The sequence below is a fragment of the Luteimicrobium album genome, assembly GCF_030161555.1.
Lineage (GTDB): Bacteria > Actinomycetota > Actinomycetes > Actinomycetales > Cellulomonadaceae > Luteimicrobium > Luteimicrobium album.
The window spans coordinates 93,333-114,814 of the sequence record NZ_BSUK01000001.1; the positions used below are offsets into that span (position 1 = coordinate 93,333).

The 21,482-nt window shown below is 73.5% G+C and carries 18 protein-coding genes and 6 pseudogenes; 6 read left to right on the forward strand and 18 right to left on the reverse strand.

The features are described from left to right. Positions 1-2: 2 nt before the first annotated feature. From QQK45_RS00580 to QQK45_RS00635, 12 genes and pseudogenes are all read right to left on the reverse strand, one after another. Positions 3-182: a hypothetical protein gene (locus QQK45_RS00580; RefSeq protein ID WP_284291299.1), complete on the reverse strand. Its 180-nt coding sequence runs from the start codon at positions 180-182 to the stop codon at positions 3-5. A 127-nt stretch (positions 183-309) separates the two neighbouring features. Continuing rightward, positions 310-1,026, reverse strand: coding sequence for a hypothetical protein (locus QQK45_RS00585; RefSeq protein ID WP_284291301.1), 717 nt, complete (start codon positions 1,024-1,026; stop codon positions 310-312). Between the two features lie 40 nt (positions 1,027-1,066). Continuing rightward, positions 1,067-1,387, reverse strand: coding sequence for a DUF202 domain-containing protein (locus QQK45_RS00590; RefSeq protein WP_284291303.1), 321 nt, complete (start codon positions 1,385-1,387; stop codon positions 1,067-1,069). Next, positions 1,384-1,785 carry a YidH family protein gene (locus tag QQK45_RS00595; RefSeq protein WP_284291305.1) on the reverse strand — a complete coding sequence of 134 codons (402 nt, stop codon included), beginning with the start codon at positions 1,783-1,785 and terminating at the stop codon, positions 1,384-1,386. Before QQK45_RS00595 ends, QQK45_RS00590 begins: the two co-directional genes overlap by 4 nt. Further along, a pseudogene (locus tag QQK45_RS00600) lies at positions 1,782-3,094 on the reverse strand (thymidine phosphorylase). The gene QQK45_RS00595 and the pseudogene QQK45_RS00600 overlap by 4 nt, the downstream one beginning before the upstream one ends. Position 3,095: 1 nt before the next feature. Further along, a complete protein-coding gene (locus QQK45_RS00605; RefSeq protein ID WP_284291307.1) occupies positions 3,096-3,497 on the reverse strand; it encodes a cytidine deaminase in 402 nt (133 codons plus the stop codon). Between the two features lie 2 nt (positions 3,498-3,499). Then, on the reverse strand, positions 3,500-4,696 hold the full coding sequence (locus tag QQK45_RS00610; protein WP_284291309.1) for an ABC transporter permease: 1,197 nt from the start codon (positions 4,694-4,696) through the stop codon (positions 3,500-3,502). A gap of 106 nt (positions 4,697-4,802) precedes the next feature. Beyond that, on the reverse strand, positions 4,803-5,921 hold the full coding sequence (locus QQK45_RS00615) for an ABC transporter permease (protein WP_348525101.1): 1,119 nt from the start codon (positions 5,919-5,921) through the stop codon (positions 4,803-4,805). Positions 5,922-6,120: 199 nt separating this feature from the next. Next, on the reverse strand, positions 6,121-7,698 hold the full coding sequence (locus tag QQK45_RS00620; RefSeq protein ID WP_284291312.1) for an ABC transporter ATP-binding protein: 1,578 nt from the start codon (positions 7,696-7,698) through the stop codon (positions 6,121-6,123). 153 nt (positions 7,699-7,851) lie between these two features. After that, on the reverse strand, positions 7,852-8,946 hold the full coding sequence (locus QQK45_RS00625; protein WP_284291315.1) for a BMP family lipoprotein: 1,095 nt from the start codon (positions 8,944-8,946) through the stop codon (positions 7,852-7,854). 1,097 nt (positions 8,947-10,043) lie between these two features. Beyond that, positions 10,044-11,260: pseudogene (locus QQK45_RS00630) on the reverse strand (amidohydrolase). Further along, positions 11,257-12,415 (reverse strand): annotated as a pseudogene (locus tag QQK45_RS00635) (mannose-1-phosphate guanylyltransferase). The pseudogenes QQK45_RS00630 and QQK45_RS00635 overlap by 4 nt, the downstream one beginning before the upstream one ends. Before the next feature lie 247 nt (positions 12,416-12,662). Between QQK45_RS00635 and sdhC the strand changes: the two are divergent. From sdhC to QQK45_RS00655, 4 genes and pseudogenes are all read left to right on the forward strand, one after another. After that, a pseudogene (gene sdhC / locus QQK45_RS00640) lies at positions 12,663-13,037 on the forward strand (succinate dehydrogenase, cytochrome b556 subunit); the annotation flags it as partial. A 6-nt stretch (positions 13,038-13,043) separates the two neighbouring features. After that, positions 13,044-13,508 (forward strand): succinate dehydrogenase, hydrophobic membrane anchor protein, encoded by a 465-nt coding sequence (gene sdhD / locus QQK45_RS00645; RefSeq protein ID WP_284294889.1) that lies wholly within the window; start codon positions 13,044-13,046, stop codon positions 13,506-13,508. An 88-nt stretch (positions 13,509-13,596) separates the two neighbouring features. Continuing rightward, a complete protein-coding gene (gene sdhA, locus QQK45_RS00650) occupies positions 13,597-15,438 on the forward strand; it encodes a succinate dehydrogenase flavoprotein subunit (RefSeq protein WP_284291317.1) in 1,842 nt (613 codons plus the stop codon). Further along, positions 15,438-16,214, forward strand: coding sequence for a succinate dehydrogenase iron-sulfur subunit (locus tag QQK45_RS00655; protein WP_284291319.1), 777 nt, complete (start codon positions 15,438-15,440; stop codon positions 16,212-16,214). Before sdhA ends, QQK45_RS00655 begins: the two co-directional genes overlap by 1 nt. Here QQK45_RS00655 and QQK45_RS00660 read toward each other — a convergent pair. The 4 genes and pseudogenes from QQK45_RS00660 to QQK45_RS00670 form a co-directional block, all read right to left on the reverse strand. After that, a complete protein-coding gene (locus QQK45_RS00660; RefSeq protein ID WP_284291321.1) occupies positions 16,198-17,229 on the reverse strand; it encodes a YhjD/YihY/BrkB family envelope integrity protein in 1,032 nt (343 codons plus the stop codon). The two genes, QQK45_RS00655 and QQK45_RS00660, sit on opposite strands and share 17 nt — an antisense overlap. A gap of 393 nt (positions 17,230-17,622) precedes the next feature. Then, entirely contained in the window at positions 17,623-17,817 is a 195-nt protein-coding gene (locus tag QQK45_RS21675) for a 2'-5' RNA ligase family protein (protein ID WP_348525323.1), read from the reverse strand. Between the two features lie 166 nt (positions 17,818-17,983). Next, positions 17,984-18,175, reverse strand: a pseudogene (locus QQK45_RS21680) (2'-5' RNA ligase family protein); the annotation flags it as partial. Between the two features lie 74 nt (positions 18,176-18,249). Next, positions 18,250-18,711 (reverse strand): twin-arginine translocase TatA/TatE family subunit, encoded by a 462-nt coding sequence (locus QQK45_RS00670; protein WP_284291324.1) that lies wholly within the window; start codon positions 18,709-18,711, stop codon positions 18,250-18,252. Between the two features lie 66 nt (positions 18,712-18,777). Here QQK45_RS00670 and QQK45_RS00675 point away from each other — a divergent pair, with 66 nt between their 5' ends. Continuing rightward, positions 18,778-19,635 (forward strand): O-methyltransferase, encoded by an 858-nt coding sequence (locus QQK45_RS00675; protein ID WP_348525102.1) that lies wholly within the window; start codon positions 18,778-18,780, stop codon positions 19,633-19,635. 16 nt (positions 19,636-19,651) lie between these two features. Here the strand turns inward: QQK45_RS00675 and QQK45_RS00685 are convergent. Further along, positions 19,652-20,817, reverse strand: a pseudogene (locus QQK45_RS00685) (leucyl aminopeptidase family protein). 137 nt (positions 20,818-20,954) lie between these two features. Here QQK45_RS00685 and QQK45_RS00690 point away from each other — a divergent pair. Further along, the gene (locus tag QQK45_RS00690; protein ID WP_284291326.1) at positions 20,955-21,206 is read left to right on the forward strand and encodes a hypothetical protein; all 252 of its coding nucleotides are present in this window, start codon (positions 20,955-20,957) and stop codon (positions 21,204-21,206) included. A gap of 2 nt (positions 21,207-21,208) precedes the next feature. Here QQK45_RS00690 and QQK45_RS00695 read toward each other — a convergent pair whose 3' ends face one another. Beyond that, entirely contained in the window at positions 21,209-21,376 is a 168-nt protein-coding gene (locus QQK45_RS00695) for a DUF3117 domain-containing protein (protein ID WP_064506638.1), read from the reverse strand. Between the last annotated feature and the right edge of the window lie 106 nt (positions 21,377-21,482).

Genomic DNA, 21,482 nt, shown 5'->3' on the forward strand with positions numbered 1-21,482 from the left:
CGTCAGCCGCGCGCGTCGTCCTCGTCGTCGGGCACCTCGTCGGCCTGCTCGACGACGTCCGCCTCGTCGGCCTCGCCGTCCAGGTCCGGACGGGGGACGTCCGGCTCGTAGTCGGCCTCGTCGAGGGCGTCGGGCTCGGGGAGCCCCCGGTGCGTGAGGTGGTCGACGTCGTCGCGGGTCACGGTGTCGTCGGGAACCAGCCCCCGTCGCGGAGCGTGTCGTCGCCGGGCGTGGTGCTCATCGGTGCCTCCTTCGACGTGCCGTGCGGGCACCTCCATCGTCGCGCGGGACCAGTCCGTCCGCGCGTCCTCAGGTTCGCGGCAGGAGGGCCCAGACGACGTGGGTCCAGCGACCGAGCGCGTCGAGGGGCCGCTCCCCCGCCCAGAGCGCCGCGTGCGAGACCGCGTGCACCGCGCCCGAGCCGGGCTCGTAGACCAAGACGGCGTCGTCGGGCCCGCCCGGCAGGACGAGGACGACGTGCCGCGGCACGGCGGCGCCCACACCTCCGGCCGTGTCGCCGCCTGTGTAGAGCGGGACCGGGATCCCGCGCGCGAGCGCGGCGTCGACGGTGGCCCGGACGCGCGCGAGGTCGGCCGGATCGGTGTCGTCGACGACACGGTGCCCGTAGCGCACCCCACCCCACCGCGCGGCCCGGGCCGCGGCCCACGGCGGCGTGCCGAGCGCGCGCGGCCACGGGAGCCCGAGCAGGGCGGTGCGCGTGGTGCGGCGCTGGACCGCGCGCTGCAGCGCGGCGAACCGGGCGGCTGCGCCCGACGGCGGGTCTCCCCGTGCAGCCAGGCGGCCACCGCGGGGTCGCCGTCCGCGGCGAGGAGGACGAGCACCGCGGCGCCGCAGGTCGTGCCGTCGACCTGCGCCGCCGGCGCGCGCTCGGGGCCGAGCAGCACGGGCCAGGGCGCGTCCGTCCGCCCTGCCCGACCGCGCCCGAGCGGGTCGGCGGGCGCCCGGTCCACGGGGCGCGGCGGCGGGGAGGTGCCGCGGACCGGCGCCGTCGGGAACGTCGTCCACAGGCCCGCCCGCCGGAGCAGGCTCGTGAGCTGCACGCGGCCTACCGCACCGCGCCCAGCACGGACGCGGCCAGGCCGAGCGCGGCGAGCAGCACGACGGCGCCCGCACCGGGGGCGAGCATCCCCCAGGGCCGTCGGTCGGCGCGGGGCCAGTGGGCCGTGCGCGCCCGGACCGCCCCGGTCACCGTCGCCGCACCGAGCAGCACGCCCGCGATCGCGAGCCCGGGGTCGCGCTCGCGCAGGGCCGCGAGCGCCAGCACGGCGCAGCCGAGCGCGACGCCGAGCGCCGTGCGCTGCCACGCGAGCGCGGTCCGCTCGGCCGGCTCGTCGTGCGGGACGCGGGTGTTCGGCTCGCCGGTCACCGGGTCGACCCGCTCCAGATCGCGTACGCCCCGACGAGCGCCGCGAACGCCACGATGCCCACGACGATCACCGGCAGGGCGCTGGGCGGGGGCAGCGGCCGCCCGAGGCGCATCGCACGCTCGTTGCGGCGCCACGCGACCAGGGCGTACGCGGCGAGGCACCCGCCGCCGACGCACGCGACCGCGGCCACGACGTCGAGCAGGACCGACAGGTCGGCGAACGAGGCGAACGACGTGAGCGCGATCCCGCCCGCGACGAGCCCGAGGCCCGTGCGGAGCCACGCGAGCGCGGTGCGCTCGTTGGCGAGGGAGTACCGCACGTCGGGGTCGCTGCCCACGCCGTACACCGAGCGGGGGCGACGGGCGTCCGGCTCCTCCGGCTCGTCCTGCGGGCTCACGCCACCCGGTCCAGCACGACCGACGAGCGCTCGGTCACGAGGCTCACGTCGGAGACGCGGAACGCGCCGTCGAGCGCCGCCGCCCCACGCTCGAACCGCTCGGGCGTGTCCGTGTGCAGGGTCGCGAGCGGCTGGCCGGCGACGACGACGTCCCCCGGCTTGGCGTGCAGCTCGACGCCCGCCCCCGCCTGGACGGCGTCCTCCTTGCGGGCCCGCCCGGCCCCGAGGCGCCAGGCCGCGACGCCCACGGCGAGCGCGTCGACGTGGGTGAGCACGCCGTCGGCGGGGGCGGTGACGGTCTCCGTCTCGCGTGCGGTCGGCAGCGGCGCGTCGGGGTCGCCACCCTGCGCGCGGATCATGGCCTTCCACACGTCCATGGCGCGGCCGTCACCGAGCGCCGCGCGGACGTCGTCCTCGGCCTGCGGGCGGCCCGCGCCGGCGAGCATCTCGACCGCGAGCGCGACCGTGAGGTCGACGACGTCGGACGGCCCGCCCCCGCCAGCACCTCGACGGACTCGCGCACCTCGAGCGCGTTGCCCGCGGTCAGGCCGAGCGGCGTCGACATGTCGGTGAGCAGGGCCACCGTGCGCACACCCGCGTCCGTGCCCAGGTCGACCATGGTGCGCGCGAGCTCGCGGGCGTCGTCGGCGGACTTCATGAACGCGCCCGAGCCCACCTTGACGTCGAGGACCAGCGCGCCGGTGCCCTCGGCGATCTTCTTGCTCATGATCGAGCTCGCGATCAGCGGGATCGCCTCGACGGTCCCGGTGACGTCGCGCAGCGCGTACAGCTTGCGGTCCGCGGGCGCGAGGCCCGAGCCGGCCTGGCAGATCACCGCGCCGACCGACCCGAGCTGCGCCATCATCTCGTCGTTGCTCAGCGCGGCCCGCCAGCCGGGGATGGACTCGAGCTTGTCGAGCGTGCCGCCCGTGTGCCCCAGGCCGCGCCCCGAGAGCTGCGGCACCGCGACCCCGAACGACGCGACCAGCGGCGCGAGGGGCAGCGTGATCTTGTCGCCCACCCCGCCCGTCGAGTGCTTGTCGGCGGTCGGCCGGTCGAGGCCGGAGAAGTCGAGGCGCTCGCCGCTCGCGATCATCGCGGACGTCCACCGGGAGATCTCGCCGCGGTCCATGCCATTGAGCAGGATCGCCATCGCGAGCGCCGCCATCTGCTCCTCGGCGACCACGCCCCGCGTGTACGCGTCGACCACCCAGTCGATCTGCGCGCCCTCGAGGCGCTGCTCGTCGCGCTTGGTGCGGATCACGTCGACGGCGTCGAACGGTTCGGTCGTCCCGGCGGTGGTGCTCAACTCATTCTCCTCGGCGCAGGTCGTCCGGCCCGAACGCGTCGGGCAGGACCTCGGTCATCGGGCGGACGCCGGACACGGTCTCCACGAGGAGCTCCGGTCCCCCGTGCTCCCACAGGAGCTGGCGGCACCGCCCGCACGGCATGATCACGCGCCCGGCGCCGTCGACGCACGTGAACGCGACGAGCCGCCCGCCCCCGCCGACGACGAGCGCCGACACGAGCGAGCACTCCGCGCACAGCGTCACGCCGTACGCGGCGTTCTCGACGTTGCAGCCGACGACGACGCGACCGTCGTCCACGAGCGCGGCCGCGCCCACGGGGTAGCCCGAGTAGGGCGCGTACGCCCGTCGTACGACGTCCGTCGCCTCGGCCCGCAGGGCGTCCCAGTCGATCGGTGGGACCACTCTCACTCCTTGACGTACGGCACGCCGTCGGCCGCGGGGCCGCGCACACGCCCCACGAGCCCGGCGACGGCGAAGATCGTCACCACGTACGGCAGCATCAGCATGAACTGGTTGGGGATCGCGGTCCCGAGCACACCCAGGACCTGCTGCAGCTTGTCGGAGAACCCGAACAGCAGCGCGGCGCCGAGCGCGCCCCACGGGGACCAGCGGCCGAGGATCATCGCGGCGAGCGCGATGTAGCCCTTGCCGGCCGTCATCTCCTGCGAGAACGCCCCCACCGACCCGACGGTGAAGAACGCGCCGCCGAGCCCCGCGACCATCGACCCGAGGAGCACGTTGCCCCACCGGGTCCGGTTCACGTCGATGCCGACCGTGTCTGCGGCGGCCGGGTACTCGCCCACCGCACGGACCCGCAGGCCCCAGCGCGTGCGGAACAGCGCGATCGCGCCCACGACGATCGCCACGTACAGCAGGTACACGAGCAGGGTCTGGCGGAACAGCACCGGACCGATCACCGGGATGTCCCCGAGCACGGGGATCGGGAGCGTGGGCAGGCGGGGCGGGCTGTTGAGCGTCGCCGCGTTCTCCTTGAGCACCGACGAGTACAAGAAGCTCGTCAGGCCGACCGCGAACACGTTGAGCACGACGCCGACGATGATCTGGTTGACGTGGTACTTGACCGTGAACAGCGCGAGGAGCGCGCCGATGACGAGCCCCGCGACGGGTGCGGCGACCAGCCCGAGGTAGGCGTTGGACACTATCGACGCGAACACCGCCGCGCCGAACGCGCCCGTGAGGAGCTGGCCCTCGATCGCGATGTTGACGACGCCGGCACGCTCGCCGATCAGGCCGCCGAGGGCGCCGAACGCGAGCGGCACGGCGAGGAACAGCGAGCCCGCGAGCAGCGAGACGAGCGACGTCGACTTGCCGGCCACGGCCCACGTGAGGAACGCGAGGACCCACAGGACCGCGAAGACGATCGTCACCCAGCGGCCCACGCGGCGGGCCCGCGAGACGCACCAGCCCGCGTACGCGGCCGCGAGCAGGGCGAGGACCGACAGGACGACCGCGGACGCCTTCGACGGCACGGTCACAGGGCCGAGGTGGACGAAGTCGCTCGACGTGGAGAGACCGAACGTCGTCTCGCGGCCCCCGGCGGGGAGCAGGCCGAACAGCACGAGGGCGAGCAGGCCGAGCACGCCGAGCGTGATGGGCAGGCGCCACGCCTTCCGGGGACCGCCGCGGCGGAGGTCGCGGCGCCGGGGGCGCTGGTCGGCGAGCCGGCCGGCTCGAGGGTGGCGGCGCTCATGCGCGTGCTCCCTTCGCGTCGGGGCGTGGCGCCGGCAGGCGGAAGATGGCCCGCACGAGCGGCGGCGCCGCGATGAACAGGACGACCAGGGACTGGATCACGAGCACCAGGTCGATGGGCGTGCCGGTCGCTGCCTCCATGGACCGGCCGCCGACGTCGAGCGCGGCGTACAGCAGGCCCGCGAAGAAGATCCCGAGCGGCTTGGACCGTCCGAGCAGGGCGACCGTGATCGCGTCGAACCCGAGCGAGCCCGCGATGCCACCCGTGAGCGACTTCTCGGTGCCGAGCACCTGCACCGCACCGGCGAGGCCCGCGAGCGCGCCCGAGACCGCCATGACCGCGATGAACGTCGTCGCGACGCCGATGCCCGCGTTGCGCGACGCGTTCGGGTTGGACCCGACCGCGCGGAACCGGAAGCCCCACGTGGAGCGCGTCATGAGCCACCACACGAACACCGCGGCGAGGATCGCGACGAGGAAGCCCGCGTTGAGCCGGAAGTGGTCGCCCAGCAGCAGCGGCAGGTTCGCGTTCGGCCCCACCGCGGGGCTCTTCGGCTGGTTCGACCCGGACTGTGTGAAGAACCGCGTCGTCAGCAGGTAGGCGAGCAGGTAGAGCGCGACGTAGTTGAGCATGATCGTGACGATCACCTCGTGTGCGCCGGTCCGGGCTCGCAGGACGCCCGCGATCGACGCCCAGATCGCGCCGCCGAGGAGCCCGCCGACGAGCGCGACGAGCACGTGCACGACGACCGGCAGGTGCCAGGTGAACCCGATGTACCCGGCGAACGTCGCGCCGAGGATGACCTGCCCCTGGGCGCCGATGTTGAACAGGCCCGCCCGGAAGGCGACCGCGACGCCGAGCGCCGCGATGATGAGCGGCGTCGCGACCGTCATGGTCTCGGTGAGCGGCGTGAACACCGTCCTGAAGTCCCAGCCGCGGTCGTTGATCACCGCGCCGCGGAACATCGCGACGTACGCGTCGCTCACGGCCGACCAGGCGGCCGAGAAGAAGTCGCCGGGCTTGGAGAAGAAGTAGCTGAGGGTCGACGTCACCGACTCCGTCGTGAAGACGATCAGGAGCGCGCCGATCACGAGGGCCAGCACGAACGCGAGCACCGTGACGCCGAAGCTTCCGGTCGCGGCGTCCCGCAGGGCGCGCGCCGCGCGCGACTCCCCGACTCGGGCGGCGCCCCGTCCGGCCGCGACGGCGCCCGGCCGGTCAGGTCGGCGCCGGGCTCGGAGGCGACGACGTCCCCGCCCGGCTCCTGAGCGCCCGGGGTGGCGTCCGGGGCCCTGCCCGGCTCGTCCGGCTGGCTCACTGCTGCGCTCCTGTCTCGTGCGTGTGCTCGTCGGCGAGCTGGTCGAGCTCGGTCTCCGTGGCCTGCTCGCGCGCCTCCTCGGCACCCGCGCCCGCCATCATGAGGCCGAGCACCGCGCGCGGGGTGTCGGCGGGCACGATCCCGACGATCTTGCCGCGGTACATGACCGCGATGCGGTCGGCGAGGGCCGCCACCTCGTCGAGCTCGGTGGACACGATCACCACGGGGGTCCCGTTGTCGCGCTCGGCCACGATCCGCTTGTGCAGGAACTCGATGGACCCGACGTCGACGCCACGCGTCGGCTGGCTCGCGACGAACACCTTGAGCGGGCGCGACAGCTCGCGCGCCACGACGACCTTCTGCTGGTTGCCGCCCGACAGGCGCCCGACCTCCTGGGCCGGACCCTGCGTGCGGATGTCGTACTCCTCGATCCGCTCCCGGGCGTTCTTGCGGATCGCCCCGAGGTCGAGCGCGACCCCGCGCGCGAAGGGCTTGCGGTCGTGCAGGTCGAGGACGAGGTTCTCGGCGACCGTGAAGTCGAGGACGAGGCCGTCGACGGTGCGGTCCTCGGGGACGAAGCCCACACCGGCGTCGAGGATCTCGTGCGGGCTCAGGCCGACGAGCTCGCGGCCCTCGAGCCGGATCGAGCCGGTCGCGGGCACGAGCCCGACGACGGCCTCGCTGAGCTCGGTCTGCCCGTTGCCCTGAACCCCCGCGACCGCGAGGATCTCGCCGCGCGCCACGGAGAAGCTCACGTCGTCGACGACCGCGATGCCGTTCGCGTCGCGCACCGTGAGGTGCTCGACCTGGAACGTCTCCTCGCCCGGCTCGGCGGGAGCCTTGTCGACGCCGAGGCTCACGGCGCGGCCGACCATCATCGCGGCGAGCTCAGTCTCCGCGGCGTCAGGCGACGCGGAGCCGACCACGGCACCGCGGCGGATCACCGTGATGACGTCGGCGACCGCCTTGACCTCGCGCAGCTTGTGGGTGATGAAGACGATCGACGTGCCCTGAGCCTTGAGCTCGCGCATGATCGCGATGAGCTCGTCGGTCTCCTGCGGGGTCAGGACCGCGGTCGGCTCGTCGAGGATGAGGACCCTCGCGTCGCGCACGAGCGCCTTGACGATCTCGACGCGCTGCTGCACGCCGACCGGGAGGTCCTCGACGACCGCGTCGGGGTCCAGCCCGAACCCGAACCGGTCGGACAGCTCCCGCACGGTGCGGCGAGCCGCGTCGAGGTCGAGGAGCCCTCCGCCGCGCGTCGGCTCGTGGCCGAGCATGACGTTCTCGGCGACCGTGAAGACGGGGACCAGCATGAAGTGCTGGTGGACCATGCCGATGCCCGCGGCGAGCGCGTCGCCCGGCCCCTTGAAGGCCACCGGCTCGTCGTCGACGACGATCTCGCCCTCGTCCGCCTTGTAGAGCCCGAACAGCACGTTCATGAGGGTCGACTTGCCCGCACCGTTCTCGCCGAGCAGGGCGTGCACCTCGCCGGGCTCCACGACGAGGTCGATGTGGTCGTTCGCGACGAGCGGTCCGAACCGCTTGGTGATGCCGCGCAGCTCCAGCTTCACCGCCGGGCCTCCTTCGGGTCAGGGCGCGGGCCGAGCGGAACGCCGGCAGCCTCACGCTAGCCACCTCGCGCCGCTCGCGCGCGTGGACGGCGACGGGCCGGGAACCCTCGCTGGGGCCCCGACCCGTCGCGGTCACGGTTCGGTTCGGTCAGCTCACTTCGGCGAGCTGGGCGACTCGACCTTGATCTTCCCGCTGATGATGTCCTGCTGGAGCTGGGTGATCTTGTCCTTGAGGTCCTGCGGGACCTTCGAGTCGAAGTCGTGGAACGGCGCGAGGCCCACGCCCTTGTTCTCGAGCGTCCCGACGTACGGGTCGTTGGAGAAGCTCCCGTCCTTGGTCGTCTTGATGACGTCCTCGACGGCCGCGCCGATCTCCTTGACGACCGACGACAGGATGATGCTCGCGGAGTCGGGGTTGGCGACGGCGCCGTCCGAGTCGACCCAGATCACCGACACGTTCTTGCCGTCCGAGTTCGCGTCCTTGGCGGCGGCGAGGGTGCCCGCGCCGACCGGGCCTGCGACCGGGAGGATGATGTCGGCGCCCTGGTCGATGAAGGTCTGCGTGAGCTGCTGACCCTTCGACTGGTCCTCGAAGTCACCTGTGAACGAGCCGTTCTGCTTCTTCACGTCCCAGCCGAGCACCTTGACGCTCTTGCTGTTGTCGCTGTTGTACTGGGCGACGCCCTCCGCGAACCCGTCCATGAAGATCGTCACGGTCGGGATCTGGATGCCGCCGTAGGTGGCGACCGTGCCCGTCTTGGTCATGCCCGCAGCGAGGTAGCCGGCGAGGTACGCGGCCTGCGCGGTGTCGAAGCTGATCGGCTTGACGTTGTCGAGCGTGATCTCCTTGCCGTTGGCGTCCTGGGCCGTGGAGTCGACGATCGCGAACTTCGTGTCCGTGTGGGTCTTGGCGGCGTCACCCGTCGCGGTGGCCAGCAGGAACCCGACCGTGATGATCAGGTTGCAGTTCTGCTGCTCCATGTTCGAGATGTTCGGCGCGAAGTCGGACTCCTTGGTGGACTCCGCGGTCGCGGTCTGGATGCCGAGCTCCGACTCCGCCTTCTTGAGCCCGTCATAGCCCGACTCGTTGAACGACTTGTCGTTGAAGCCGCCCGAGTCGGACACCATGCAGGCCTTGAAGTTGCTGGCGCTCGCGCCGCCGGTGCTGGTGCCCTTGTCGTCGCCCGGCGCCTGGCCGCAGGCTGCGAGCGCCAGCGCGCCGGCCACCGCCAGCGCACCCAGCTTCATGAAGCTCTTCGATGTCGACACTGTCGAAACCCCTCCGTCGTCGTCCTGTCCGAGACTCCCCGCCCCACGGTTCTGGGGGCGTGCCGGGGCCGGTGCGCACGTCGTCGGACGGACCCGCCCCGGGTCTTCAAGTGAACTCTAAGCACCACCAGGGTCCCCGCACGTTACCGGCGGGTAATAGCGCAGGTACCGATACCAAAGTGTGACGATCGGAGCCGCCTCCCGTTCGCCGGCGGTGACGCCGGGTTCGCTGACGGTGACGTGTCGTGGTCGGGTCGCGGGCGGGCACGGCGAGGTGGTTCGGGCTGTCGTGCTTCGGCCCCGGGGGCCGTGCGCACTCCTTGACGCCCTTCACCACCTCCCCGCACCCACCCGCTCGGCCGTCCGCTCACTTTCCCCGTGTCCCGGCATCCGCGCGGTCGTCGTCCCACCTCCCTGCGCCCGCCCCTGCTCACGTGCGCCGCGCCGGCCCGCGCGGCCGTCGTCTCACCTTCACCGCGAGTCAGCGCGTTTCCCCAGTCAGCGCGAAGTTCACGCTGACTCAGGTGATTCGCGCTGACTCGGCGACACCTGATGCCCTCGGCGCCGCCCGTGAGCCGGTCAAGACCGGCATCGGGCCCGCTCCGAGGCTGCCGATCCTGACCTCTCGAGCCCGGGCCACGCCGTCGTCGGTGCAGGTCCGCCCGCCGAGCATGCGATCTGCCACCGTCGCCCGCGCCGAACATGCGAGCACACCCCTGCTCGGCATCGGGAGGGTGCCTGTTCCCATGGTCGGCGATCCCGGGGGTGGCTGATCGCATGGTCGGCGGCGCTTGGAAGCGGGGAACTGGGTGTCGCCGACGCAGAGTCTCGTGCCGGCGGGGCGTGGGTGGGCGACCGGTCGTGGACGTGACCCGACGGCGAAGGGTGGGGCGGGTGGGGTGCGCGCGGTCGTGGCGGGTCTGGCGGGAGCCGAAGCGAGGAACGAGCGAGGCGGATGGAAGACCGCGCGCACCCCGCACCCCACCCACCCCACCCGCCCCGACCACGCGAGCGTCACCGTCGGCGAACGCAACGTCACCGTCGGCGAACACGACGTCACCGTCAGCGAGCGCCCCTCAGAGGGTCGCCGCGCGGGCCAGGAGCCCCATGCCCACGCCGATCGCGCGCTCGTCGACCTCGAGGTCGCCCTGGTGGATGTCGAACGTCCGCCCGCCCGGGGTCCGGGTCCCCAGCCGCGCCATCGCCCCGGGCACCTTGGTCAGGTACCAGGCGAAGTCCTCGCCGCCGAGCGACTGCTCCGTCAGGAGGACGGCGTCCGGACCGTGGAGGTCGCGTGCGGCCGCCTCGAGCCGGGCCGTGGACGCCTCGTCGTTGTCGACGGGCGGCACCCCGCGCACGTGCTCGAGCTCGACCTCGACGTCGTACGGCGCGACGACCTGCTGGACGGCCTCGTCGAGGACCTCGCCCGCGCGCTCCCAGGCGCGCACGTCGAGGCAGCGCAGCGTGCCCGCGACCGTCCCGGTGCCGGGGATCGCGTTGTGCGCGACGCCCGCGTGCACGGCGCCCCACGTGAGGTTGACGCCCGAGCGGGGGTCGAGCCGGCGGCCCAGCACGGCGGGCACCTGCGTGATGACCTGCCCGAGCGCATACACGACGTCGCCCGTGAGGTGGGGGCGCGACGTGTGCCCGCCCGGCGAGGTGATGGTCACGGTGATCGCGTCCGACGCCGACGTGATCGGGCCGATGCGCGTGCCGACCTTCCCGACGTCGATCTTCGGCTCGGCGTGCACGGCGAAGATCCGCTCGACGCCGTCGAGGCCGCCCTGCTCGACGACGTCGAGCGAGCCCCCGGCATGACCTCCTCGGCCGGCTGGAAGATCAGGCGGACCGGGCGGGGCAGGAGGCCGTCGTCGTGCAGGCGGGCGAGCACGAGGCCCGCGCCGAGGACGACCGCGGTGTGCACGTCGTGCCCGCACGCGTGGGCGACGCCCGGGACCGTGGACGCGAACGGCAGCCCGCACGCGTCGTCCAGAGGCAGCGCGTCGATGTCGGCGCGCAGCGCGACCGCGGGGACCTCGGACCCGAACCCGTGGTCGCCGTCGCGGCCGACGTCGCACACGAGGCCCGAGCCATCGAGGAGGCGCGGCGCGAGGCCGGCGGCGCGCAGCCGGTCGGCTACGACCCGCGTGGTGCGGACCTCCGTCCGCGCGAGCTCGGGGTGCGCGTGGACGTCGCGGCGGACCGCCACGAGCTCGGGCTCGAGCTCGGCGACGAGCGCGGCAACGCGTGCTGCGAGGGCGTCGGCGGCCGGCACGGGCGCGGTCGCCGTCACAGGAGGTCGTCCAGCCCGCGCTCGTGCAGCTCTTGCACGACGTCCTTGACCTGCTGGGCGCGGGCGCGCGTGGTCACGAGGATCGCGTCGGGGGTGTCGACGACGACCACGTCGTCGAGGCCCAGGACGGCGATCGGCCGGCCCGCCGCCGGCACCAGCACCGAGCCCGCGGACTCGACGCGGACGACGTTCGCCTCGTCGCCGAGGATCTTGGTCCCCGTGCCGTCGAGCGACGGCAGCAGCGCGGCGAGCGAGTTGAAGTCGCCGACGTCGTCCCACCCGAACGTCCCGGGCACGACGGCGACGTCGCCCTCGGCCGCGACGGGCTCCGCGACCGCGTGGTCGATGGCGATCTTCTCGAGCCCGGGCCACGTGTCCTCGAGCACGGCGTCGCGCTCGGGGGTGCCCCAGGCGGCGGCGATGCGCACGAGGCCGTCGTGCAGGGCGGGCCGCAGGCGCTGCAGGTGCCCGAGCAGCACGGACGTGCGGACGAGGAACATGCCCGCGTTCCAGCGGTAGTCCCCCGTCGCGAGGTAGGCGCGCGCGGTCGCGGCGTCGGGCTTCTCCGTGAAGCCCACGGCGTGCAGTGCGGACGGCGCGCCCGCGACGCCCAGGGGTGCCGCTGCGCACGTAGCCGAACGCCGTCGACGGCCGAGAGGCCGCGATCCCGACGGTCACGACGTACCCCGCACGGGCGGCCTCGACACCCTCGCGGACCGCGCGCTCGAACGCGTCGGGCCCCGTGATGACCTGGTCCGCGGCGAAGGACCCGAGCACGACGTCGCCGTGGCGCTCCTGCAGGATCGCCGCCGCGAGCCCGATGGCGGCCATGGAGTCGCGGGGCGACGGCTCGGCGACCACGACGTCGTCGGTGAGCACGGGAAGCTGCTCCTTGGCGGCGGCCACGTGCGCGCGGCCGGTCACGAGGACGACGTGGCCCGGTCCCGCGAGCGGCTCGAGGCGGTCGACGGTCGCCTGCAGGAGCGACCGGCCGGAGCCCGTGAGATCGTGCAGGAACTTCGGCGCGCCCGCTCGTGACAAGGGCCACAGGCGGGTTCCGGCACCTCCCGCGGGGACGACGGCGTAGAAGCCGGGGATCGGGCCGTCGGCGCCGGGCGCGCTCGGCGCCCCGCCAGGGGAGGTGGACTGCGGCATGGACCGAGCATAGTGAGCGCGAAGCCTGTGCGATGCGTCACAAAACCTTCACGATCGGCCCGCGACGCCCCGCCGTCGGCGCTCGGACCTGGCGTCGTGTCATTACAGTGGGGCGCAGTGGGGTGGTGTCCTGGCCCTCGTCCCGACGGCGTCGTCGAGCAGGCGGCGAGCATCGAGAGGACCGCGGGCGCCGCTCACCGAGAGCTCATCCGGCCCTCGGACGAACTCGCCACAGGAGGCCCCCGAAGTGCCCAGTGCACCCGCAGGCACGCTCTACCGCGGCCATGAAGGCATGTGGTCGTGGGTCGCGCACCGCGTGACCGGCGTGCTGATCTTCTTCTTCCTTCTCGTGCACGTGCTCGACACGTCGCTCGTGCGCGTCTCGCCCCAGGCGTACAACGACGTCATCGGCACGTACAAGAACCCGATCATGGGCCTCGGCGAGGCCGGGCTCGTCGCCGCCATCGTGTTCCACGCCTTCAACGGCATCCGCATCATCCTCGTGGACTTCTGGGCCAAGGGCCCCAAGTACCAGAAGAGGATGCTGTGGATCGCGCTCGCGCTGTGGGTCGTCGCGATGGCCGGCTTCCTGCCGCGCCACCTCATGAACGTCTTCGGGGGAACTGACATGGCCGAGACCACGACCGAGAAGCCGGTCATCGCGTCCCCGCGCGACCCCTACAAGCGCCGCAAGACGACGCGCGGCAACTACGAGCTGTACTCGTGGGTGTTCATGCGCGCGTCCGGCGTGCTCCTGATCGTCCTCATCTTCGGCCACCTGTTCGTCAACCTCATGGTCGGCGACGGCGTGCACGCGATCGACTTCGCGTTCGTCGGCGGCAAGTGGTCCTCGCCGTTCTGGCAGGTCTGGGACCTCCTCATGCTGTGGCTCGCGATGCTCCACGGCACGAACGGCGTGCGCACGGTCATCAACGACTACGCGGAGCGCGACGGCGTGCGCATGACCCTCAAGGTCGTGCTGTACCTCGCGGCCGTGATCACCGTCGTCCTCGGCACCCTCGTCATCTTCACCTTCACCCCGTGCCCGACGGGCGAGCCCGCGGACCTCCTGCCCGCCTTCTGCTCCGCCTGAGTCCCCCGACAGGCCCGGCCCAGGCCCCGCCGGCACCCACGGGACCCCCAGGACTCCCCGAACACTCGCCAAGGAGGCATCGGCACCGATGCAGACCCACCAGTACGACGTCGTCATCGTCGGCGCGGGCGGCGCCGGGATGCGCGCCGCGCTCGAGGCCTCGGGCCGCGCGCGGACGGCCGTCATCTCGAAGCTCTACCCCACGCGCTCCCACACCGGCGCCGCGCAGGGCGGCATGTGCGCCGCGCTCGCGAACGTCGAGGAGGACAACTGGGAGTGGCACACGTTCGACACGGTCAAGGGCGGCGACTACCTCGTCGACCAGGACGCGGCCGAGGTCATGGCCAAGGAGGCCATCGACGCGGTGCTCGACCTCGAGCACATGGGCCTCCCGTTCAACCGCACCCCCGAGGGCAAGATCGACCAGCGCCGGTTCGGCGGCCACACGCGCAACCACGGCGAGGCCGCCGTGCGCCGCGCGTGCTACGCCGCGGACCGCACGGGCCACATGATCCTGCAGACGCTCTACCAGAACTGCGTCAAGCAGAACGTCGAGTTCTACAACGAGTTCTACGTGCTCGACCTCATCGTCGACCACGACCTGTCCGCGGGCCACGTGCCCGAGGGCGAGGAGGTCAACGCGACCGGCGTCGTCGCCTACGACCTCGCGACCGGCGAGATCCACGTCTTCCAGGCGAAGTCGATCGTCTTCGCGACCGGCGGCGCGGGCAAGATCTTCAAGACCACCTCGAACGCGCACACGCTCACGGGCGACGGCATGGCCCTCGCGCTGCGCCGCGGCTTCCCGCTCGAGGACATGGAGTTCTTCCAGTTCCACCCGACCGGCCTCGCCGGCCTCGGCATCCTCCTGTCGGAGGCGGCCCGTGGCGAAGGCGCGATCCTGCGCAACTCCGAGGGCGAGCGCTTCATGGAGCGCTACGCGCCGACCATCAAGGACCTCGCGCCGCGCGACATCGTCGCCCGCTCGATGGCCAACGAGGTCCGCGAGGGCCGCGGGTGCGGCCCGAACAAGGACTACGTGCTCCTCGACCTGACGCACCTCGAGCCCGCGCACATCGACGCGAAGCTCCCGGACATCACCGAGTTCGCGCGCACCTACCTCGGCGTCGAGCCGTACACCGAGCCGGTGCCCGTCTACCCGACGGCGCACTACGCGATGGGCGGCATCCCCACGAACATCCAGGCCGAGGTGCTGCGCAACGACCAGGACGTCGTCAAGGGCCTGTACGCCGCGGGCGAGTGCGCGTGCGTGTCCGTCCACGGCTCGAACCGTCTGGGCACCAACTCGCTGCTCGACATCAACGTGTTCGGCAAGCGCGCGGGTCGCGCGGCCGCCGAGTACGCGCTGACCGCCGAGTTCCACGACCTGCCCGAGGACCCGACGGCGCGGGTCGTCGCGGAGCTCGAGGCGATGCGGTCACGCCCGGACGGCGAGCGCGTCGCGGACCTGCGCAAGGCGCTGCAGGAGACCATGGACCGCAACGCCCAGGTGTTCCGCACCGGGGAGTCGCTCACCGAGGCCCTCGACGACGTGCGCGCGCTGCAGAAGCGGTACCGCAACGTGTCCGTGCAGGACAAGGGCCGGATGTTCAACACCGACCTCCTCGAGGCGCTCGAGCTCGGCTTCCTGCTCGACATCGCCGAGGTCACGGTGGTCGCGGCGCTCAACCGGAAGGAGTCCCGCGGCGGTCACTTCCGCGAGGACTTCCCGAAGCGCGACGACGTGAACTACATGAAGCACACGATGATCTACCGCCGCCCCCTGGCCCAGGAGGGCGAGGCCGCGGAGGTCTTCGACGGGTCCGACGAGTACTTCTCGCACTCGGAGGAGTTCGACGACTACCAGGTGGTGCTCGGCTCGAAGCCGGTCACCGTGACCCGCTACCAGCCGATGGAGCGTAAGTACTGATGACTGCCCTCGCTGACCGCCCCGCCGCCACGGACGCCGAACCGAAGGCCGGCGCGATCCCCAGCTTCGACGTCACGCTGCGCATCCGTCGGTACCTGCCCGAGTCGAGCCATGGCACCGAGTCCTACTGGGACGAGTTCACCGTTACCGTGCACGGCACGGACCGCGTGCTCGACGCCCTGCACCAGATCAAGTGGGACCACGACGGCTCGCTGACCTTCCGCCGCTCGTGCGCGCACGGCGTGTGCGGCTCGGACGCGATGCGCATCAACGGCCGCAACCGGCTCGCGTGCAAGACGCTCCTCAAGGACGTCAACCCCGACAAGCCCATCACGATCGAGCCCATCAAGGGCCTGCCGGTCGTGAAGGACCTCGTCGTCGACATGGAGCCGTTCTTCGCCTCCTACCGCGAGATCATGCCGTTCCTCGTCACGGACGGGCACACCCCCACCAAGGAGCGCCTGCAGTCTGCCGAGGACCGCGCCCGCTTCGACGACACCACCAAGTGCATCCTGTGCGCCGCGTGCACGAGCTCGTGCCCGGTGTTCTGGAACGACGGCCAGTACTTCGGCCCGGCGGCGATCGTCAACGCGCACCGGTTCATCTTCGACAGCCGTGACGAGGGCGCCGCCCAGCGCCTCGAGATCCTCAACGACAAGGAGGGCGTGTGGCGCTGCCGGACGACCTTCAACTGCACTGAGGCGTGCCCCCGTGGCATCGAGGTCACCAAGGCGATCCAGGAGGTCAAGCGCGCGATGATCACCCGCGCCTTCTGAGCCTTCCCGGCCGCAGCCTGCCGAGCAGGCGCGACCACCACGACGGGCGGTCGTCCTCCTGCGGGGGCGGCCGCCCGTCGTCGTCGCCGGGTGCCCAGCCCCCGGCCCACGGCCCGCTTTCCCGTGCCGGCGACGCCGCGCGCCGGCGACGTACCGCGCCTCCCCCGTGACGCCCGACGCGTCGGTCGCGCTCGCGACCCGCGCCACCTCGCCCGGGCCGGCCAGCCGGCGCTCGGGACGCGGGTAGACGTCGTCGGGCGCCGGGTCGGAGATCCACGCGGCGACGAGCAGGAGCACGCGCGCGACGAAGTTGACGAGCAGCAGCACCGTGACGATGGCGGCGAACGACCCCAGCAGCGCGTTCCTCGAGGCGCTCCCGACGATCACGCTCGTCCCGAGGTAGCGCAGCCCCCGAGCACGACGGCGGCCACGACGGCGCCCCGCAGCGTGTCCGTCCAGCCGGCGCGCGAGCCCCCAGGACGCGCAGCACGTAGACCACGACGAGCACGTCGATCACCCCGGCGACAGCGAGGCCGACCGCGGACACGAGCCCGCTCACACCGTCGGGCAGGCCGAGGGTCCGGACGAGCCACGACGACGCGGACGTCGCGACGACACTCACCGCGGACGACGCCACGACCGCCACGAGGAGGACGAGGAACGCGCTGAGGTCCTTGGCCTTCCCGACGACGAAGTTCACCGGCTCGCGCGCGAGTCCCAGCATGATCCGCACCGCGCCGCGGAGCGCGCTCATGAAGGACATGACGGTCCACAGCAGCACGAGCGCGGCGATCACGCCGGCGAGCGAGCTCGCGGTCAGAAGCAGGGCGTCCGGCTTGATCGCACCGCCGCTGCCGTCGCCGATATCGATGAGCCCGGGGATCGCCTTGTTGATCTCGCCCAGCAGGTCGCCGCGCAGCCGCTCGTTCCCGCCGAGCACGGCCATGAAGATCGTGTAGCCGATCGCGAGGGCGGCGAAGAGCGCGAACAGGGCCGTGTAGGCGAGCCCCCGCACAGCAGCCCCCGCGCGAGACGTTGAAGCGGGCGAGCGCCCGCGCGAGCCGCGTCTGCTTCCACCAGGCGAGGACCGCCTCCTCGCGGTGGACGGCCGTCGCCACGCGCCGTGCCGTGGGCGCGGGCACGAAGGCCGGCAGCCACGTCGGGCGCGCGCCCGGCGCCGGCCGCCCGAGCAGGGCGACCTGGAGCTCCCGCGCCGACCGGCCGAGCGTGCGGTGGTGCCGCACCGCCCCCTGGTCCCGCCGGGCTCCGGGCGGACGACGGCCCGCGACCCGGGTCGCGCGGGGGCCGTCGTCGGGCCACGCCGCATCGGCGCCGGGGCGCGTGCGGCGTACGACCCGGCGACCCATGGTCCGACCGTAGAGGGTGCTCGGCCCGCGCGCGCTGCGGCTCAGCGGGTCGGCGCGTCTCCGAGCGGGAAGCCCTGGACCGGGCGCCACACCCCGTCGTCACCGTGCTCGAAGAGGTGCACCTCGTCGACGTCGAACGCGGCCTCGTAGTCCGCCATGCCGTCGAAGGCCGCGTCGAGGAGGTCGTCCGCGACCTCGTGGGCCACCGTCACGTGCGGGTGGTAGTTGAACCGCAGGGGAAGTCGAGCGGGCCGGTGCGGACCGCGGCCTCGAGCCGCTCGCACTCGGCGATCCCGACGGCGACCTGCGCGAAGACCACGGGCGACACCGGCCGGAACGTTCCCGCCCCCGCAGGACGACGTGGAACGGCTCCTGGCTCGCCGCGGCCTTGCGCAGGTGCTCGATCGCGTCGTCCAGGTCGTCCCGCTCGAGGACGCTCGGGCCGAGCACGGTGATGTGCGGCGGGATGGAGTCCGCCTGCGGATCCCCGAAGCGCCGCCGGGACTCGCCCAGCTCGGCCCCGAACGGCGGGGGCACCGCGATCGCGACACCGATACGCACCTGCGCGTCCGTCCGGTCCGGTAGGTTCGGCATCCCCACATTCTGACAGGCTCCGGGACCGGTCTCGAAACCGGGACCCGACGCACGGGCCGGGGCGTCGGGCACGCTCAGGTGGCCTCGTCGTCCCACGGCACGGGCCCCGAGCCCGGGACGAAGGCCGCACCGGCACGGAACGGCATGGACGCCGTGGGGTCGAGGGCGGCCGGCGCCGGGGCGCCCGCCGGGACGCCGGGGGCGGCGGGGTTCGCCGTGGCCTTGGCCGCGCCGGCACCGCTTAGCCCGACGGCGTTCGCGACGTCGGAGAGCGTGCCGCGCGTGTCGTCGTCGAGCAGGGCGTCGCGCACGATGCGGCGCGGGTCGTAGCGGCGCGGGTCGAGCGCCTGCCAGTCGACGCCCGCGCCCTCCCCGAGCTCCTCGTCGAGACGTGACCGCGTCGAGGTCACGAACTCCCGGCCGCGCTTGACGAGGCGCGCGAGCTGCTCGGCGTAACCGGGCAGGCGCTCGGGCCCGATCACGATCACGGCGACGACGAGGAGGACGAGCCACTCCCCGCCGTTGATGTCGAACACGCCCGCCAGGGTACCGTCCGGACCTGGACGCCCGACGAGCCCCGCACAGTAGGAAGGGCCGCCGAGATGCCCGAGAAGTCCGTCCACGCCCGATCCTGCCGTTCCCGGCGCGTCGGACCCACCCCGGTAGCATCGCCGTGGCACCTGCGCCGCACGCGCGCCGCAGGCAGGAGGCCGGCGGCAGGCCCGCCCGGCGGAGCGCGGGAGGTCACCATCACGGGCGAACGGTTCGGTGGTCCGCAGGGCAGGGACCGGACGGGCAGCGGGGGCCCTGGCACCGCGGCTGGCACGGACGGGTCGGCGCGCGCGCTCACGTGGACCTACTGTGAGGAGTTCGTCCCCGAGGACGAGCACCAGCTCCGTGCGCGGGAGCTCGCCCTCGAGCTCGACCGGCCCGCGATCCTGCCCGGGACGGGCAGCGTCCTGCGCGTGCTGGCGGCTGCCCTGCAGGCACGCTCCGTCGTCGAGATCGGCACGGGCACCGGCGTCGGCGCCCTGTGGCTGCTCGGTGGGATGCCCGACGACGGCGTCCTCACGACCATCGACCCCGACGTCGCCCTCCAGCGGGCCGCGAAGCAGATCCTGTCGGGGGCGGGCGTGCGTCCGTCGCGGCTGCGCGCCATCGCGGGCCGCCCCGCGGACGTCCTGCCCCGCCTGGCCGACGGCGCGTACGACCTCGTGCTCGTCGCCGGGGACGTCCACGGGTACCCCCAGGGCGTCGAGGAGGGCCTGCGGCTGCTGCGTCCGGGCGGCGTGCTCGCCGTCGACGCGGCGCTCGGCCACGACCGGGTCGCGAACCCGGCCCGCCGCGACGAGACCACGACCCTGCTACGGGACGTGGGCCGCGCCGTCCGGGACGACGAGCGCCTCGTCCCCGCGCTCGTGCCGTCCGGCGACGGGCTGCTGCTGGGCGTGCGCCGCTGACCGGTCGCCCGACCTCTCAGGGCAGCAGGTCGAGCGCGTCGAGCAGGAGGCGCGCGCCGAAGCCCGTCGCGCCCTCGACGACCTCGTGCCGGCCCTTCGAGGAGCGAGCGGTCCCCGCGATGTCGAGGTGGGCCCACGGCACCGCGCCGGTGAACTCGCGCAGGAACAGCGCGGCGGTGATCGACCCCGCGTCGCCGGGCGGCTGGGCCGGGACGTTGCGCAGGTCCGCGACCTCGGAGCGGAGCGCGTCGGCGTAGTCGGCGACGAGCGGCATCCGCCACACCCGCTCCCCGTCCGCGCCGCGGCCTGCTCGAGCGTGCGGGCCAGGGCGTCGTCGGTCGCGTAGAGCGCGGCGTGCCTCTCGCCGAGCCCGACCGCCGCCGCACCGGTGAGGGTCGCGACGTCGACGAGCACGTCGGGCGTGAGCTCGCGCACGGCGAGGTCGAGGGCATCGGCGAGGATCAGCCGCCCCTCGGCGTCGGTGTTCGCGACCTCCACGGTCGTGCCGCCGTGCAGGCGCAGCACGTCCCCGGGCCGGTAGGACGCCGCGCCGAGGTGGTTCTCCGCGAGCGGCAGGACGGCCGTGACCCGGTGCGGCGAGCCGGCCTCCGCGGCCGCGAGGACCACGGCCAGCGCGACGGCGGCGCCCGCCATGTCGGTCTTCATGGGGACCATCGCGGTGCGCGGCTTGAGCGAGAGGCCGCCCGTGTCGTAGGTGACGCCCTTGCCGACCACGACGACGTGCCGGCCGGTGGCGCCGTCGCCGGGCTCGGGCTCGTGGCTCACGACGACGAGCCGCGGCGGCCGCGACGAGCCGCCGCCGACCGCGAGGATCCCGCCGAAGCCCTGGGCCGCGAGCTCGCGCGGTCCGAGCACCCGCACGTCGAGCCCGGCGGACGTGGCCAGGTCGCGGGCGCGCTCGGCGAGCCACGCCGGGTCCTTGGTGCTCGACGGGGTCGCGGTCAGGTCTCGCACGAGCCAGGTCGCGCGGGCCGCGCGGCGTGCGCGGACGAGGACCGGCTCCGCGTCGGACGCGGGGTCGAGGAGGACGAGCTGCTCGGCGGGGCGGGGGCGCTCGTCCGGCGCCCCGCTCCAGCGCTCGGGCCGGTAGGCGGCGAGGAGGTAGCCCTCGGCGAAGGCGCGCACGCCGTCGTCGGACGCGCCGGCGGTCGCGACGGACACGACCCGTTCGAGCCCGGCGGTGCGGCGGGCGAGCGCGGCGCCGGCGCGGCGGAGGTCGGGGGCGACCCGTCCCCGATGCCGAGGAGCACCATGCGGCGCGGCAGCTCGGACCAGGGGAAGGACTCGGCGGCACCGCGGTGCGGCCGAGGCAGGTCGACGACGGCGGCGTCGCCGGCACGGCCCTGCAGGCCGTGGCGCTCGGCCATCTCGCCGAGGTCCACGTGGTACAGCGCGGACGCGTCCACCGTGCCCGCGCGGGGCTGCGGCCCCTCACCCGGCTCGGGAGGAGGCGCGACCGCGACGACGACGGCACTGACGTCGTCGTCGGTCAGGAAGGTGCACCCGGGAAGGCTCCCGAGTGCACCGACGACCTCCGGGAGGTCGCGTGACATCAGCCGACGACGGCCTGGAGAGCCTCTCCGAGCTCCGAGGCCTCGGTCGCGTTGAGCTCGACGACGAGGCGGCCACCACCCTCGAGCGGAACCCGCATGACGATGCCACGCCCTTCCTTGGTGACCTCGAGGGGTCCATCACCCGTACGTGGCTTCATCGCGGCCATGAGCGGCTCTCCGTTCGTCGTGGTGCTTCGCGGTGTTCGTGGCGTCCGCCGCGTTCGCGACGTTCGCTGTGCTTGGTGCTGGTTGCTGCTGGACGTGCGTCAGGGT